We start from the raw sequence: 16,258 nt of genomic DNA, 5'->3' as shown, positions 1-16,258 counted from the left end.
GCGCCGGGGGCGCTGCCGTGGACGCCGTCCGGTTCGCCGTGCTCGGGGACTCGCTCAGCGCGGGCGTCGGGGACCGGGTGGACGGCGCCTGGCGTGGCTGGGCACCGTTGCTCGCCGACGCGCTCCCGAGCCAGGGGCAGGAGACCGCGCTCCTGAACCTCGCCGTCAGCGGAGCCCTCAGCGGAGACGTCGCCGAGCGGCAGGCACCCCGCGCCCTCGCCTTCCGGCCGCACCTCGCCTCTGTCGTCGTCGGGGTCAACGACACCCTGCGCCGCACCTTCGACATCGGGCTCCTCGCCCGCCACATGGACCGCGTCTGTGCCGACCTCGACGCCCTCGGAGCCGTACTCCTCACCGCCTGTCTGCCCGACCCCGGCCGGATGCTCGGCCTGCCACCCCCGCTGGCGCGCCCGCTCGCCCGCCGTCAGCGGTCCGTGAACGCCGTCGTGCACGCCCTCTCCGCCCGGTACGAGGCCGTCCATCTGCACCTCGCCGACGACAGCTGGACCGAGGATCGCGCCCTGTGGAGCGCCGACCGGCTCCACCCCGGGGAGCGCGGCCACCGTGCCGTCGCCGAGGGCTTCCACCGGCTCCTCGTCCAGCGGGGACTCGCCCACGGCGCACCGCCCGCACGGGAGCCGGCCCAGCCGCCTCCGACCCGCGCCGAGGCCGCTCTCTGGCTCGCCACGGCCGGTACCGGCTGGCTCGTCCGGCGCAGCCGTGACCTGCTCCCTCAGCTCCTCCTGCTCGCCGGCGCCGAACTGCGCCACTGGGCCGACGGCACCGGCCCCGCTCCCCTCGACGCGCGCGCGGACGCCGCCCTCAACGCCGCGCTCGCGGCCACAATGGAGAGATGAACGGGCGCTGGGAGTTCTGGATCGACCGGGGCGGCACCTTCACCGACATCGTGGGCAGACGGCCGGACGGCCGGCTCGTCACCCGCAAGCTGCTCTCCCACGACCCCGCCCGGCAGCAGGACGCCGCCGTCGCCGGAATCCGTCTCCTCCTCGGGCTGACGCCGGGCGAACCCGTCCCCGCCGACCGGATCGCCGTAGTCAAGATGGGCACCACCGTCGCCACCAACGCCCTCCTGGAGCGGCGCGGCGAGCCGACCGTCCTCCTCGTCACCGAGGGCTTCCGCGACGCGCTCCGCATCGCCTACCAGAACCGGCCCCGGCTCTTCGACCGCCACATCGTGCTCCCCGAAGCGGTCTACGCGCGCGTGGTCGAGGTCCCCGAACGGGTCGACGCCCACGGGCACGTCGTCCGGCCTCTGGACGAGCCCGCCGTCACCGAGGCACTCGCCACCGCCCACCGCGACGGATTCCGCTCCGTGGCCGTCGTCCTCCTGCACGGCTACCGCCACCCGACGCACGAGGCGCGGATCGCGGAGATCGCCCGTGCCGCCGGCTTCGCCCAGATCAGCTGCTCGCACGAGGTGAGCCCGCTCATCAAGCTCGTCCCACGCGGCGACACCACCGTCGTCGACGCCTACCTCTCGCCGATCCTGCGCCGGTACGTCGACGAGGTCGCCCGTGAACTCGCCGGAATCCGCCTCATGTTCATGCAGTCCAACGGGGGACTGCGCGAGGCGGCCCACTTCCGTGGCAAGGACGCGGTCCTGTCAGGACCCGCCGGCGGCGTCGTCGGCATGGCGCGCACCTCGGGACAGGCGGGGCACGAGCGCGTCATCGGCTTCGACATGGGCGGCACCTCCACCGATGTGTCGCACTACGCCGGGGCCTTCGAGCGTGAACTCGGTACACAGGTCGCAGGGGTGCGGATGCGGGCACCGATGATGAGCATCCACACCGTCGCGGCCGGCGGCGGATCCGTCCTCCACTTCGACGGACGCCGCTACCGCGTGGGCCCCGACTCGGCCGGCGCCGTCCCAGGGCCCGCCTGCTACCGCCGGGGCGGTCCCCTCACGGTCACCGACGCCAACGTCATGCTCGGCCGCGTACAGCCCGCCCACTTCCCCGCCGTCTTCGGCGAGTCCGGAGACCTGCCCCTGGACGCCGACGTCGTACGCGAATGGTTCACGGCCCTCGCCGAGGAGGTCGGCGGCGGCCGCACCCCGGAGGAGGTCGCCGCGGGCTTCCTGGAGATCGCCGTCCTCAACATGGCCAACGCCGTCAAGAAGATCTCCGTGCAGCGCGGCCACGACGTCACCCGGTACGCGCTCACCAGCTTCGGCGGCGCCGGCGGCCAGCACGCCTGCGCCGTCGCCGACGCCCTGGGTGTCGACACCGTCCTCGTACCCCCGCTGGCCGGAGTGCTCTCCGCGTACGGCATCGGGCTCGCCGACGCCACGGCCATGCGGGAGCGGTCCGTCGAGGCCGAACTCGCCGCCCCCGGAAGCGCCGAGCGCGTCACGGCCCTCTGCGCCGAACTCGCCGCGCTGACCCGGGCCGAGCTGCGTGCCGACGGACTTACGGACACGGCGATCACGACCCACGCGCGCGTACTCCTGCGGTACGCGGGCACGGACGCGAGCCTCCAGGTCGACCTCGCACCCCCCGAGGAGCTGGAAGCCGCGTTCACAGCCGCCCACCGCGCCCGGTACGCCTTCACCCTGGACCGGCCCCTCGTCGTCGAGGCCGTCTCCGTCGAGGCCGTCGCCCGCGCGGGCCCCCACGGCCCCGTCCACGCCGGCCCGGAGCCCCCGGACGGCCGGACCGGCCCGCTCACGCCCCACGCCACCGTCCGGATGTACAGCGAGGGCACACCCCGCGAAGCCCCCCTCCACCGGCGGGAGGAACTGCGGCCCGGCGACACCGTGGACGGCCCCGCGATCCTCGCCGAGTCCGATGCCACCACCGTCGTCGACGACGGCTGGCGGGCCACCGCGCACGACACCGGACACCTCCTCCTCCACCGCGTCACCCCGCGCCCCGCGCGCGTGGCGGCCGGCACGGACGTCGACCCCGTCCTCCTGGAGGTCTTCAACAACCTCTTCATGGCCACCGCCGAGCAGATGGGCGTCCGCCTGGAGAACACCGCCCAGTCCGTCAACATCAAGGAACGCCTCGACTTCTCCTGCGCCCTCTTCGACGCCGAGGGCAACCTCATCGCCAACGCGCCCCACATCCCCGTCCACCTCGGCTCCATGGGCGAATCCATCAAGGAGGTCCTGCGGCGGCGCGCGGACGACCTGCGCCCCGGCGACGTGTACGCGATCAACGACCCGTACCACGGCGGCACCCATCTGCCCGACGTCACCGTCGTGACCCCGGTGTTCAGCGACACGGGCGACGAACTCCGCTTCCTGGTCGCCTCACGGGGTCACCACGCCGAGATCGGCGGCATCACCCCCGGCTCCATGCCCGCCTTCAGCCGGACCGTCGACGAGGAGGGCGTCCTCTTCGACAACTGGCTGCTCGTACGGGACGGACGGCTGCGCGAGGCCGAGACGCGGGCCCTGCTCACCGGCGCGCGCCACCCCTCCCGCGACCCGGACACCAACCTCGCCGACCTGCGCGCCCAGATCGCGGCCAACGAGAAGGGCATCGAGGAACTGCGGAGAACCGTCGAGGAGTTCGGCCTCGACGTCGTCCAGGCCTACATGCGGCACGTCCGCGCCAACGCCGAGGAGTCCGTGCGCCGCATCGTCGCGCGCCTGGAGGACGGCGCGTACCGCTACGAGACCGACGGCGGCGCGGTCATCCAGGTCGCGGTCCGCGTCGACCGCGAACGGCGCTCCGCGCTCATCGACTTCACCGGCACCTCCCCGCAGCTCCCCGGGAACGCCAACGCGCCCACGGCCGTCGTCATGGCCGCCGTCCTGTACGTCTTCCGCACCCTCGTCGACGAGGACATCCCGCTCAACAGCGGCTGCCTCGAACCCCTGGAGATCCGCGTCCCGCCCGGCTCCATGCTCGCCCCCGTCCCCCCGGCCGCCACCGTCGCCGGGAACGTCGAGACCTCCCAGGCCGTCACGGGCGCGCTCTACGCGGCCCTCCGGGTCCAGGCGGAGGGCTCCGGCACCATGAACAACGTCACCTTCGGCAACGCGCGCGTGCAGTACTACGAGACCGTCGCCAGCGGCTCGGGCGCCGGAGACGGCTTCGACGGCGCCGACGCCGTCCAGACCCACATGACCAACTCGCGGCTCACGGACCCCGAGATCCTGGAGTGGCGGCACCCGGTCAGGGTCGACTCCTTCGCGGTACGGGACGGCGGCGGCGGACGCGGCCGGTGGCGTGGCGGGCGCGGGGTGGAACGCCGCATCCGGTTCCTGGAGCCGATGACCGTGGCCCTCCTCACCGGACACCGGCGCGTCCCCCCGTACGGCATGGCGGGCGGCGAGCCGGGCGCCCTCGGCGAGAACCTCGTGGAACGCGCCGACGGCACCGTCGAGCACCTCGCCGGCGCCGCCACCACGGAGGTCGGCCCCGACGACGTCCTGGTCCTGCGCACGCCCGGAGGAGGGGGCTACGGGCCACCACCAGCCGAGGCGTGAGCGGCGTCGCGGCGAGGCGTGAGCGGCCCCAGGCGCGGCGAGACGCCCGCGCCGCCGCGCTTCCGCACGGGGAGACGCCGTGCCCGCCGCGCTTCCGCAACGGCGGGACGCCTCTCCGCCGCTTCCCGACGGCCTCAGCGCACCGGGACGAACCGCACCGGAGTCCCCGGCACCGCCTGCGCCGCCGCGCCCAGGTCGGCCTCCCGCACCACCCCGACCACCGGGTAGCCGCCGGTGGTCGGATGGTCCGCCAGGAACACCACGGGCCTCCCGTCGGGCGGCACCTGGACCGCGCCGAGGACCATGCCCTCGCTCGCCAGCTCGCCCGGCAGGGCCCGTGCCAGGGCCGGGCCTTCGAGTCGCAGTCCGATGCGGTTGCTCGCCGGCGACACCCGGTACGCGCGCGTGACGAGGGTGCGGAGCGCCTCGGCGGTGAACCAGTCGTCGCGGGGCCCCAGCCGGATCCGCAGCACGAGCTCGTCGGGCGGCCCCGGCCACGGGGGAACGTCGACCGGCCCCTTCACGGCGGTGTCCGCCGACGAGCGAGACGGTCCAAGCGGCAGGACGGTCTCGTCCGCCAGCGGTGCCGGGCCGAGGCCGGAGAGCAGATCGGTGGAGCGGCTGCCGAGCACCGGTTCGACGCCGATCCCGCCCCCGAGCGCCACGTACGCGCGTACGCCACGCACGGCGGCGCCGATCTCCAGGACGGAGCCGGCCGCCACCCGTACCGCGGTTCCCCAGGCGGCGGGGCGTCCGTCCACGCGGACCGGGCAGGGGGCGCCGCCCACGGCGACGGTCACCGCGCACCGGGGCCGTACCGCGCAGCCGTCGACGGTGGTCTCCAGGACGGCCGCCGTCTCCGGGTTGCCGACGAGACGGTTCACGAGCCGTACGGCCGCCGGGTCGAGGGCTCCCGAGCGGGGCACGCCGAGATGCGCGTGGCCGGGACGTCCCAGGTCCTGCACGGTCGTCAGGGCTCCGGCCCGGACCACGGCGAGGGCCCGGTCGCTCACCGCCCGCCCTCCGTCGTGACGCCCGTCGCCGTGAACCGGACGCGGGTCCCCGGGACGAGCAGCGCGGCCGGCTCCCGGTCCGTGTCCCAGAGCACCGCGTCCGTCGTGCCGATCAACTGCCAGCCGCCGGGGGAGGAGCGCGGGTACACGCCCGTGTACGGCCCCGCCAGGGCGACCGACCCGGCCGGGACGGCGGTACGCGGAGTGGCCCGCCGCGGCACCCCGTACCGCTCGTCGAGCCCCGTCAGATAGCCGAAGCCCGGTGCGAACCCGCAGAAGGCGACCCGGTACTCGGCGGCCGTGTGGATCCGTACCGCCGCCTCGATGGACACCCCCCACAGCGCGGCGACCTCACCGAGGTCGGGCCCGTCGTAGCGCACCGGTATCTCGACCGCCCGGTCCACGCGCGCGGGGAGCGGCCCCACCTCCCCATCGGTCAGCTCGGCCGCCAGCCGGTCCGGTTCGGCCACTCCGTCGAGGAGGACGGTCCGCGCCGCCGGCACGATCTCCCGTACGGCGGGCAGCGTGCCGGCCGCCCGCCGCCGCAGCAGCTCGGCGTGGAACGCCTCGGTCTCCGGGCCGTCGGCCAGCTCCACGAGGACGGCCCGCTCGCCGACCCGCAGCGCCCGCACCGTCACGCGAAGGCCTCCACCCGGACCCCGGAGGTCTCCAGGCGTTCCCGGACCCGCCGGGCGAGCTCCACCGCGCCCGGGGTGTCGCCGTGCAGACACAGCGACCGCGGCCGGACCGCCACGGAACTCCCGCAGTCCGCCGTGACCACCCCGAACCGCGCCATGGCCACCGACCGTTCCACCACGGCGGCCGGGTCACTGACGACCGCGCCCGCCTGCCCGCGCGGCACCAGGGAGCCGTCGGCCCGGTAGGCCCGGTCGCCGAAGGCCTCGGCTACGACCGGCAGCCCCGCCGCCTCCGCGGCCTCGTGCAGCCGCGACCCGGGCAGTCCCAGGACCGGCAGCGAGCGGTCCGCGAGCAGCACGCCCTCGACGACCGCCGCCGCCTGCTCCTCGTCCCGGACCACCCGGTTGTAGAGCGCCCCGTGCGGCTTCACGTACGCCACGCGCGCGCCTGCCGCCCGTGCGAAGACCTCAAGGGCGCCGATCTGGTACGCCACCTCGGCGGCCAGCTCCGCCGCCGGGACGTCCATCGAACGCCGTCCGAACCCGGCCAGGTCGCGATAGGAGACCTGGGCCCCGATCCGTACCCCCCGGCCGGCCGCGAGCTCGCAGACCCGCCGCATGGTGGCCGCGTCACCGGCGTGGAACCCGCAGGCCACATTGGCGCTGGTCACCACCGACAGCAGCTGCTCGTCGTCGGTGAGCGTCCAGCGGCCGAAGCCCTCTCCGAGATCGGCGTTGAGATCGATCGGAGCCTGGTCCGGGGGCGTGCGCATCTGCACCTCGCAGGAGGGAGGGGTACCGTACGGTGCTCCGTCAAGGTAGAGGATTGTTGAACGATCCGACAAGATGACCGATGTCCGGCTGAGGAGTGGGAGCGGCATGGCAGCGAGCGAAGCCGGGGACCTGACCGCGGACCGGGTGCTCCTCGGTCGCACCAGCACGGCGGAACGGGTCGCGGACATCCTGCGCACCCGGGTCGCGGAGGGGTATTTCCCGCCCGGCACCCGGCTCTCCGAGGACGCCATCGGCGGCGCGCTCGGTGTCTCCCGCAACACCCTGCGCGAGGCCTTCCGGCTCCTCACCCACGAGCGGCTGCTCGTCCACGAACTCAACCGCGGCGTCTTCGTGCGCGTGCTCGCCGCCGACGACGTGGACGACATCCACCGCACTCGACGCCTCGTCGAGTGCGCCGTCGTGCGCGGCCTCGGGCAGCCCCCGTACGCCCTGGACGCGCTCACCGCCGCCGTGACGGAGGGCGAGACCGCCGCGCGAGCGGGGGACTGGAACGGCGTCTCGACGGCCAACATCCACTTCCACCGCGAACTCGTCGCCCTCGCGGGCAGCGCCCGCACCGACGAGCTGATGCGGGGCGTCCTCGCCGAACTCCGCCTCGTCTTCCACGTCGTCGACGACCCCCGTGCCCTGCACGAGCCGTACCTTGCCCGGAACCGGGAGATCCTGGACGCCCTGCGGGCCGGCGAGCGGACCACGGCCGAAGACCTCCTCGCCCGCTACCTGGACGACTCCCGCACGCGGCTCGCCGCCGCGTACGCCCGGGTCGTCGAAAGACCGGCGGACCCGCCGCACTGACCTCCCGGAGCCCGGCCGGCCCGGCTCCCCGGGGCCGGTCGCATCTGCGCCGTTTCGACCGTTGTCAGTTCGAGGACCTAATCTGTGCACCGTGACTTCGCCTGCCTCGACGGACCTCGCTCCGCCCCAGCTCAGCGCGGGGCCGCGGCCCGCGCAGGGCCCGGCCGCCGACGAAGGGCTCGCGCGGCGCCTCCGCGCGCTCGCGTGCACCGCCCCGCTGCACGACCTCGACGCGCGCAAGGCGAACCTCGCAGGCGAGTACTCGGTCTACGCGATGGCCGAGGTGGCCCTCGCCGCGATCGACCTCATCACGCTGAACATGGACTTCGACACCGGCGCCGACCACGAGCAGATCGTCGCCCGCCTGCTGCCCCGCGTCGCCGCCCAGGCGCCCGACCGGCCCGCCGCCGAGCACGAGCGTGTGGCCCGCTGGGTCCTGGAGAACCTGATCAACGTCGGCAGCGTCGACCGCGGCTTCCGCGCCGTCTACGGCACCTTCGGGACCGACGGGGTCTACGTCCGCAGGGACTACGACTTCAAGCTCATCGAGGAGGTCCCGGGGTACGGCGGCGGGGTCTACCTCCGGACGACCGACGAAGCGGTCAACGTCCTCGTCGGAGCTCTCGACACCGACGTCACCAGCGCGCAGATCGCCGCCGAGGTGAAGCTGGAGGTCCTCATCAACCGGGGCCGCCTCGCCGACGCCCAGCTCGCCGCAGAGCAGGCGCGCTACCGGACCGTGCAGTACGCCGAGACCCTCCGCAAGACCCTGGAGGCCACCCGGCGCAACGTGCGCGCGGTGGACTGGCTCAACGCGGTGCCCGACATGATCGCCGAGGCGCTCGACCACGTCGCCGACCGCTACCGCCACGAGAACGCGATCCTCACCAACATCCGCAGGGTCCGCGACGAGGCCGAGGCGATGTCCGACGCCAGGACGGCCGAGCACAAGCGGCGCGCCGCCGAGCTCGTCGACATAGTGAAGGACTGCATCCGGCGCCACACCCAGCTCCAGTCCCGGCTCCTGGACGCCGGGCCGCTCTTCCGCGCCGAGCAGGACCGGCAGGCGTTCGCCGCCCCCACCACGTACACCGGGCTCGACCTGTACGGGCAGCTCGTCGCCCCGACCCTGCCGCTCCCCGTCGAACAGGCCGCCAGGGTCACCGACGCCTTCTTCGCCCGGGGCACCGGCCTGCGCACCCCCGCCTCCGTGCGCCTCGGCGACCTCGTCGACCTGCTGCTGACCCCGCCCGTCGAGCGCGAGCACCTCGGCGCGGAGATGCCCGAGCCCGACCTCATCGCCACCCCCGACGACTCCCGCTTCAGCGAGGAACAGCTCGCGAGCGCCCTGCGCCTGCTCGATCTGGAGCACGACGCCCCGCGGCGCCTCTCCGGGCTGCTCGCCGAGGCCCGCGAGCTCGACGGGGACCTGCCGTATCTCGTCGCCCTCCTCGCCGTCCACGCGGCGAGCCCTCCGGTGGGCACCGCCTACCGCCAGGGCGAGGAGCGCCTCCTCTTCGCCGTCGACGACGGCACCCCGCTCGACGACCCGGAGTTCGGGGGTGCCGACCTCATCGTCGGTACGGCCCTGCTCGACGCGGCGGGCATGGCCGCCGACCGCACGGAGGCCACGTGACCCTCGTCCCGCCCGCCCCCACGACGATCGCCGTCGCCGCCGAACCGGCCGTCCTTCCGGACACGTCGGTCCCGACCCTCGCCGTGCCCGCGGACACCGGCGTACGCGACGACGACCCGTCCACCTCGCCGGCGGTGGAGCCGGAACAGCCCGAACCGGAACCGGAATCCGAACCGGAGCCCGAGCCCGATCCTGAACCCCAGCCCCAGCCCCAGCCCGAGCCCGACCTCGAACGGGAACCGGAGCCGGAACCGGAGCAGGTATCGGAGCCCGGCCCCCGCGTGCGGCCCGTCCACGTCGACCCGCCCGCCGGAGCGCGCGGTGACGCCGAGGACCGGCCCCCGCTGCCCTCCGGTACCCGCCCCCGGTTCGGGGTCGTGCCCGTGCCCGAGCCGTCCCGCACGCCGTCCGTCCGGCGCCGGGACGTCCCCTCCGTACGCGCCGTACGCCTCACGGAGGAACCGCCCACCCCCACGGACCGGCCCGCCACGCCCCCCGCGGCCGTCACCCCCGTGCCGTTGCCCCTGACCCGACCCGTCACCCCCGCCGAACCGACACCGACCGAGAGCCGTACCGAGGAGCCCCAGCCGTGAGCGAAACCCACGCCGAGTACGCGGACGCGTGGGGCGAGCAGGAGTCCCCGCAGCCCCCGGCCACGCCCGCGACCGGCACCGGCACTGCCGCAGTCACCCCGGCCGACGCCGCCGACGCCGCCCGGCTCGTCTCCTTCGGGCTCCAGCCCAAGCTGCTCCCGGCCCGTGACGCCGAGTACGGCGAACTGCTCCGGCGCTACCGCGAGGACCCCCCGTTCGCGCGCCTCGCCGACGCCGTCGCCACCGGCCTCGGCCTCATCGTCCTGGAGGTCTCCCCACGCGCGGGCATGGCCGTCACCGCCGGCGAGGACTCGGTGTTCGCCGTCCGCATGGGCGACTACGCGCGCCGCGCCTCCACGGACTCCGCCGACCGGTTCCTGCACGGCCTGGCCCATCTCGCCGTCGCCGCCATGGCCTTCCCCCGCCCCGAGGATCTCGCGGACGACGCGTACATCGGCCGTCTCACCGTCAACGGCGTGGACGCGTTCGTACGCCAGGCGTGTCTGCGTCTCGAACAGCGGGCGGAGGAGCAGGGCGAGAACACCGACCCGGCATCGGACGCGCCCGGCCTTGAGGCGGCCTGGCGGATCTACGCCCGGCGCAGCGCCACCGGCGCCACCAAGGACGCCCGCCGCCTCGCCGGGTCCACCACCGGCATCGTCGGCAAGGCGGCCGCCTTCCTCACCGACTCCGGCTTCCTCCAGCGCACCGGCGACGAGGGCGGCGGCTCCTACCGCACCACCGCCCGCTACCAGCTCCAGGTCCGCGACATGGCCGGTTCCGCCGCGATGGCCGAACTCCTGGAGCTCGGCGTCGTCCCCGTCAGCGACGGCTCCGCGACCCTGGTTCCGCCGCCCGAGGGCGACGACCTGGAGCTCGCGGCCGACGCGGGCCTCCCCTTCCACCCCTGACCGAGCCGCCCGACCGAGCGGCCCGACCGAGCCGCGTCACCGATCCGCCCGACCGAGCCGCGTGACCCAGCCGGGCGACCGACCTCCCCGACCGCCCCGCGCAACCGCCCTTCCAGAGCACGAGAGCACGAGAGTCCCTCGCCATGTACGAGTTGTCCCGGGTCCGCCTGTACTCCATCGGTCCCGCCGGTGCGCGCTACGCCGACACCGTCCTGGACCTGCGGGGGGTCGGCGCGCCCGTGCCCCATCCCGCGCCCACGCAGGCGGAGTTCTTCGAGGAGGAACCGGTCGGCCCGCCGCGCCGCCCCGCCCCCGCGGGCGTGCTCTTCCTGGAGAACGGCGGCGGCAAGTCCGTCCTCCTCAAGCTGATCTTCTCGGTCATGCTCCCCGGCCACCGCAACACCCTGGGCGGCGCCAGCTCCGGCGTCCTGCGCAAGTTCCTCCTCGCCGACGACTGCGGACACGTCGCCCTGGAGTGGCAGCACACCCTCACCGGCGAGCTGGTCGTCGTCGGCAAGGCCAGTGAGTGGCGGGGCCGTCAGGTCTCCCACGACCCGCGGAAGTTCGCCGAGGCCTGGTACTCCTTCCGCCCCGGCCCGGGCCTCAGCCTGGACAACCTCCCCGTCGCCGAGGCCACGTCCGTCCGCCCGCCCGCCGAGGGCGCCTCGGGCGCGACCGGCCGCCGCCGCACCATGAAGGGCTTCCGCGACGCCATCACGGAGGCCGGCAAGGCCTACCCGCACCTGGAGGTCTACTGGGAGGAGATCCACGACCGCTGGAACGAGCACCTCGGCGAGCTCGGTCTCGACCCCGAACTCTTCCGCTACCAGCGCGAGATGAACGCCGACGAGGGCGAGGCCGCCGGCCTCTTCGCGGTCAAGAAGGACTCCGACTTCACCGACCTGCTGCTGCGCGCCGTCACCGACACCCGGGACACCGACGGCCTCGCCGACCTCGTCGGCGGCTTCGGCGACAAGCTCGGCCGCCGCGCCGAACTGACCGCCGAGCGCGAGTTCACGGCCGGTTCGGTGGACCTCCTCGGCCGGATCGTCGGCGCCGCCGAGACCCGCTCCCACGCGCGCGAGATCCACACCGCGGCCGAGCGCCGCACCCGGACCCTGGCCCGCCGGCTCTCCGCCCGCGCCGCCCAGGAGCGCGGCCGTGGCGCCGAACTCGCCCAGCAGGTGACCTCGGCGGCCCACGCCGTCGCCGAGGCCGAGACCGCACGCGGCCGCAGCTCCCTGATCGCCGCCGAACTCGCCTACCGGCACGCCTCCCTGGCCCTGACCGCCGCCGAGAAGGGCGCGAACTCCCAGCGCCGTGAGCTCACCGACGCCCGCACCGTGCACGCCGCCTGGCAGGCGGCCGAGGTCGTCCTCCGCCACCGCGCCGCGAGCGACCGCTCCGCGCGCGTGGCCGTCGCCATCCGGGAGGCCGAGCGGGACGCCGCACCGGCCCTCGCGGCCCGTGCCGACGCGGCCGCCGACCTCGTCCGCGCCCTGGCCGCCGCCGCCGAGGAGGGCGAGCGTCACGCCGCCGAGGAGGAGGAACGCTCCACCGCCCTCCAGGAGGTCGGCGAGACCGCCCACCGCGACGCCACGGCCGCCGCCACCGAGGCCCAGCGCGCCCGCAGCGAGGCGGGTCACCTGCGCCAGCGGCTCGCCGAGGTCGAGCAGGAGACCGCGGAGGCGGTACGGGCCGGCTGGCTCGACGACACAGCGCCCGACGCCGACCCCGCCCGCGCGGCCCTCGCCGCCAGCGACGCCGAGAAGACGACGGTCGCAGCCTGGGACACGGCCCGCGAGGCCGCCCGCACCACGGCGGACCGCGCGCGGGAGACCGCGGGGGCGGAGTCCCGCGCCGAACTCGCCGCCGCCCGCGCCGCGGACGCGGCCGAGGCCGCGGGGAACGCCTACGACGCGGAGCGCCGCGCCGCCGAACTCCTCGCCGGGGAGGAGCGCCTCGCCGAGCTCCTGAGCCTCCCCGCCTCCGGCTCTCCCCTCCCGGGGCAGCGAGCCGCCACCGCCGCCACCGAGGGGACGCCCGAGGCCGCCACCGGCCCCGCCGCCCAAGGGCCGCTCACCGTCACCGAGTTCGACCGGTACGCCGACGACCTGCGCGGCATGCTCGACCAGGCCGTCGCCTCCGCCGAGCGTCAGCTCTTCGACCTGCGCACCGCCGCGGCCGACGACTCCCGCATCCTCGGCGCCCTCGGCGACGGCGGCCTGCTGCCGCCGGGACCCGACGTCCTCGCCACCGTCGAGTACCTCGGCGAGCACGGCATCCCCGCCCTCCCCGGCTGGCGCTACCTCGCCCAGTCCGTGGATCCCGCCGACCACGCGCGCGTCCTGGCCGCTCGCCCCGAGCTCGTCGACGGCGTCGTGATCACCGACCCCGTCTCGTACGGACGCGCCCGCGAGGTCCTCGGCTCGGCCGCCCTGCTGCCCCGCTCCGCCGTGGCCGTCGGCACCGCCGCCGCCCTGCTCGCCCCCGCGCCGGCGCGGGACACGACGGACGACACCGGGGCCCACGGCGTCTTCCTCGTACCGCCGAACCCGGCCATGCACGACGAGCACGCGGCCGACGAGGAGCGGCACGCCCTGCGCGCCCGCGCGGCCGCCCGCGACGAGGAGATCCGTACCCTCGCCGCCCGACTCGCCGGCGACCGCTCCCTCGCGGCGCGGATCGGGTCCTGGCGCGCCGACTGCCCGCCCGGGATGCTCGCCGAGCTCGCCGCCGTCGCCGCGACGGCCCGCGAGACCGCCGAGGCGGCCGCGGCGACCCTCGAAGAGGCCCGCACCGCGCGCGTGGAGGCCGAGGAGACCGCCGCCGAGGCGGCCCGGCTCCGGGACGAGCGCCAGGAGGCTGCCCAGCGCGCCCGCCGGGTCGCCGACGCCCTGGCGGGTCTCGCGTACCGGCTGCGCGAGCGGTCCGCCTGGCAGGCCAAGCTCCGTGAACTCGCCGACGACGCCGCCGAGGCGGAGGCCCGCGCCCAGACCTGTCTGGAACGCGCGCGTGCCGCCGACGAGGACCGGCGCGCCACCCAGCGCTCCGCCGACGACGCCCACCGCACCGCCCGCGCCCTGCGGGCCGAGCGCGCCGAGATCGCCGGCGCCCCCGAGACCCTCCCCGAGAGCGACACGCCCGCGCCCCGCGCCGCGCTCCCCACCCTCCGCGAGGCCTACCGGGCCGCGTCCCAGCTGTACGAGAAGGTCGGCGTCGGCGCCGACCTGCGCGCCGAGCAGGCCCGCGCCGAGAGCGACGAGTCCGCCGCCCTCGCCGAGCTCGACCGTCTCACCAACAAGGTGAGGACCCGCGCCGAGCAGCTCCTCGAGTCCACCGACGGCGCCGACGGCCCCTCCCGGCAGGCGGCGGCCGCCCGCGCCGAGTCCCTCGTGCAGATGCTGGAGATCCGCGCGTCGGAGGCGAGCGAGAAGCTCGGCCGTCTCCGCGGCGAGGCGGAGCGCCTCGCCCCCGAGGACGGAGAGGCGCACACCGAGCTGCCCGAGGAGCTCGTCCCCGCCGACGCCGAGCGTGCGCAGGTCCTGCTCCGTACGGCCACCGCCGAACTCGCCGCCCGCACCGACGCCCTGGAGGCGGCGCGCGCCGCCCACGCCGGCCTGCTCCGGGACCACCGGGCCGCCGAGGACGCGGCGGGCGGCTTCGAGGAGACCGCGGCCCTGCTGCGGGACCTGCTCCGCGACCACGCCGACGAGGAGCGCGAGGCCGCCGAACCGTACCCGGGCACCCTGGAGGAGGCCCGTACGACGGCCGCCGAGGCGCGCCGCTCGCTGCGCGGCTGCACCGCCGAGCTGTCCGCGGCCGACGCCGCCGTGCGCGAGGCGAGCGACATCCTCGTACGGCACGCCAACTCCACCCGCTACGAGCAGGTCCGCACCCCGGCGCGCCAGCAGATCCGCGAACTGCCGGCGTCCGCGCTCCCCGAGCACGCCGCCAAGTGGGCCGAGGCCTTCGCCCCCCGGCTGCGGGTCCTCACCGACGAGCTGGAGCAGCTGGAGCGCAACCGCGACTCGATCGTGGACCGGCTGCGCGGCCTCGTCGAGTCCTCTCTCGCGACGCTCCGCTCCGCACAGCGGCTCTCCCGCCTCCCCGAGGGCCTCGGAGAGTGGTCGGGCCAGGAGTTCCTGCGGATCCGCTTCGAGGAGCCGGACCAGGCCACCCTCGCGGAGCGGCTCGGCGAGGTCGTCGACGAGGCCACCCGCGCCGCCGTCAAGAAGAACTCGGACCTGCGCCGCGACGGCATGTCCCTGCTGCTCCGGGGCGTGCAGGCGGCCCTCGAACCCAAGGGTGTCTCCGTCGAGATCCTCAAGCCGGACGCGGTGCTCCGCGCCGAGCGGGTTCCCGTCGGACAGATGGGTGACGTCTTCTCCGGCGGTCAGCTGCTCACGGCGGCCATCGCCCTGTACTGCACGATGGCGGCGCTCCGCTCCAACGACCGGGGCCGCGACAAGCACCGGCACGCGGGCACGCTGTTCCTGGACAACCCGATCGGCCGCGCCAACGCCACGTACCTCCTGGAGCTCCAGCGGGCCGTCTCGGACGCGCTCGGCGTCCAGCTGCTGTACACGACGGGGCTGTTCGACACGACCGCCCTGGCGGAGTTCCCGTTGGTGATCCGGCTGCGCAACGACGCCGACCTGCGGGCCGGACTGAAGTACATCAGCGTGGAGGAGCACCTGCGTCCGGGTCTGCCGCAGACCGCGGCCGAGGGCGAGACGATCCACGGCGAGATCACGGCGACCAGGATGTTCCGTCGGCACCAGTCCGACGAAGCCGCCGCGCGGACCACCCCGTAGCACCCTGTCTCACCCGTAGACGGTGAGTGGCCCGGTCCCTTGAAGGGGCCGGGCCACTCACCGTCTCTCCGCCGTCCGCGGCTCAGGCCGCCTCGGACAGCGTCGCCGTTCCCGGCCGGCCCTCCTCGTGCTTCTCACGGATCAGCCGACGTGCCGTGCTGCTCGGCTCCGACACCACACCGTTGCGCTGGCGCCACACCTGACGGGTGATCCAGACGTCGAGCACACTCCACGTGGCCACGACGGTGAAGACCACCGCGCTGACGGTCACGGGGAACGCCAGCCAGGAGCCCGCCAAGGAGCAGAGGAACGCCACCACCGCCTGGATGAGCGTCACCGATGTGATCATCACGGCTCGTACGGCCGCGGTGCGCACCGGATCGGGCATCCGGCGTCGGCCCCGTTCCTCGTCCACCCACAACTGCCGCGCCGACCGCGCCTCGTGTTCCATTGTCCTGTCACTCCCCACCACTGAACGACTTCAGGGTCGGTTGCCCGTCTTGAGCGCCTTTACACGGACAGAGCCCTCCCCGTACGTATTGACGCACGAGAGAGGGAAAAGGTTTCGCCCGCCCCGGGACGAACGTGACGGGTTCGC

11 protein-coding genes are annotated in these 16,258 nt (G+C 75.2%); 7 read left to right on the top strand and 4 right to left on the bottom strand.

Annotated elements, in window-relative coordinates; genetic code table 11:
- Positions 1-17: 17 nt before the first annotated feature.
- Both ACZ4VK_RS34725 and ACZ4VK_RS34720 read left to right on the top strand, forming a co-directional pair.
- The gene (locus ACZ4VK_RS34725; protein ID WP_468361319.1) at positions 18-857 is read left to right on the top strand and encodes an SGNH/GDSL hydrolase family protein; all 840 of its coding nucleotides are present in this window, start codon (positions 18-20) and stop codon (positions 855-857) included.
- The gene (locus ACZ4VK_RS34720; RefSeq protein ID WP_468361316.1) at positions 854-4,462 is read left to right on the top strand and encodes a hydantoinase B/oxoprolinase family protein; all 3,609 of its coding nucleotides are present in this window, start codon (positions 854-856) and stop codon (positions 4,460-4,462) included. The genes ACZ4VK_RS34725 and ACZ4VK_RS34720 overlap by 4 nt, the downstream gene beginning before the upstream one ends.
- Positions 4,463-4,596: 134 nt before the next feature.
- On the opposite strand, the gene ACZ4VK_RS34715 is transcribed toward ACZ4VK_RS34720, so the two are convergent.
- Genes ACZ4VK_RS34715 through ACZ4VK_RS34705 form a run of 3 tightly spaced genes read right to left on the bottom strand, consistent with a single transcriptional unit; the run spans position 4,597 to position 6,886 of the window.
- A complete protein-coding gene (locus ACZ4VK_RS34715) occupies positions 4,597-5,475 on the bottom strand; it encodes a 5-oxoprolinase subunit C family protein (RefSeq protein ID WP_468361313.1) in 879 nt (292 codons plus the stop codon).
- Complete coding sequence (gene pxpB, locus ACZ4VK_RS34710; protein WP_468361310.1) at positions 5,472-6,113, bottom strand: 5-oxoprolinase subunit PxpB; 642 nt, start codon at positions 6,111-6,113, stop codon at positions 5,472-5,474. The genes ACZ4VK_RS34715 and pxpB overlap by 4 nt, the downstream gene beginning before the upstream one ends.
- A complete protein-coding gene (locus ACZ4VK_RS34705) occupies positions 6,110-6,886 on the bottom strand; it encodes a LamB/YcsF family protein (protein ID WP_468361307.1) in 777 nt (258 codons plus the stop codon). Before ACZ4VK_RS34705 ends, pxpB begins: the two co-directional genes overlap by 4 nt.
- A 106-nt stretch (positions 6,887-6,992) precedes the next feature.
- Here ACZ4VK_RS34705 and ACZ4VK_RS34700 point away from each other — a divergent pair, with 106 nt between their 5' ends.
- From ACZ4VK_RS34700 to ACZ4VK_RS34680, 5 genes are all read left to right on the top strand, one after another.
- Positions 6,993-7,703, top strand: a complete 711-nt coding sequence (locus ACZ4VK_RS34700; RefSeq protein ID WP_468361304.1) for a GntR family transcriptional regulator — start codon at positions 6,993-6,995, stop codon at positions 7,701-7,703.
- A gap of 91 nt (positions 7,704-7,794) precedes the next feature.
- Entirely contained in the window at positions 7,795-9,339 is a 1,545-nt protein-coding gene (locus tag ACZ4VK_RS34695; RefSeq protein WP_468361301.1) for a hypothetical protein, read from the top strand.
- On the top strand, positions 9,336-9,932 hold the full coding sequence (locus ACZ4VK_RS34690; RefSeq protein ID WP_468361298.1) for a hypothetical protein: 597 nt from the start codon (positions 9,336-9,338) through the stop codon (positions 9,930-9,932). Before ACZ4VK_RS34695 ends, ACZ4VK_RS34690 begins: the two co-directional genes overlap by 4 nt.
- A complete protein-coding gene (locus tag ACZ4VK_RS34685) occupies positions 9,929-10,843 on the top strand; it encodes a hypothetical protein (RefSeq protein ID WP_468361295.1) in 915 nt (304 codons plus the stop codon). Before ACZ4VK_RS34690 ends, ACZ4VK_RS34685 begins: the two co-directional genes overlap by 4 nt.
- 143 nt (positions 10,844-10,986) lie before the next feature.
- Complete coding sequence (locus ACZ4VK_RS34680; protein ID WP_468361292.1) at positions 10,987-15,660, top strand: hypothetical protein; 4,674 nt, start codon at positions 10,987-10,989, stop codon at positions 15,658-15,660.
- A gap of 82 nt (positions 15,661-15,742) precedes the next feature.
- Here the strand turns inward: ACZ4VK_RS34680 and ACZ4VK_RS34675 are convergent, their stop codons facing one another.
- Positions 15,743-16,111 (bottom strand): hypothetical protein, encoded by a 369-nt coding sequence (locus tag ACZ4VK_RS34675; RefSeq protein WP_468361289.1) that lies wholly within the window; start codon positions 16,109-16,111, stop codon positions 15,743-15,745.
- Between the last annotated feature and the right edge of the window lie 147 nt (positions 16,112-16,258).

Source organism: Streptomyces sp. NPDC028711, assembly GCF_055565415.1.
The sequence above is the reverse complement of the archived record's forward strand: the minus strand, read 5'-3'. Positions and strand labels throughout refer to the sequence as shown.

Coding starts and splice junctions, on each gene's coding strand:
- ACZ4VK_RS34720 (WP_468361316.1), top strand. CDS start 854: ATGAACGGGCGCTGGGAGTTCTGGATCGACCGGGGCGGCACCTTCACC.
- ACZ4VK_RS34700 (WP_468361304.1), top strand. CDS start 6,993: ATGGCAGCGAGCGAAGCCGGGGACCTGACCGCGGACCGGGTGCTCCTC.
- ACZ4VK_RS34680 (WP_468361292.1), top strand. CDS start 10,987: ATGTACGAGTTGTCCCGGGTCCGCCTGTACTCCATCGGTCCCGCCGGT.
- ACZ4VK_RS34675 (WP_468361289.1), bottom strand. CDS start 16,111: ATGGAACACGAGGCGCGGTCGGCGCGGCAGTTGTGGGTGGACGAGGAA.
- ACZ4VK_RS34705 (WP_468361307.1), bottom strand. CDS start 6,886: ATGCGCACGCCCCCGGACCAGGCTCCGATCGATCTCAACGCCGATCTC.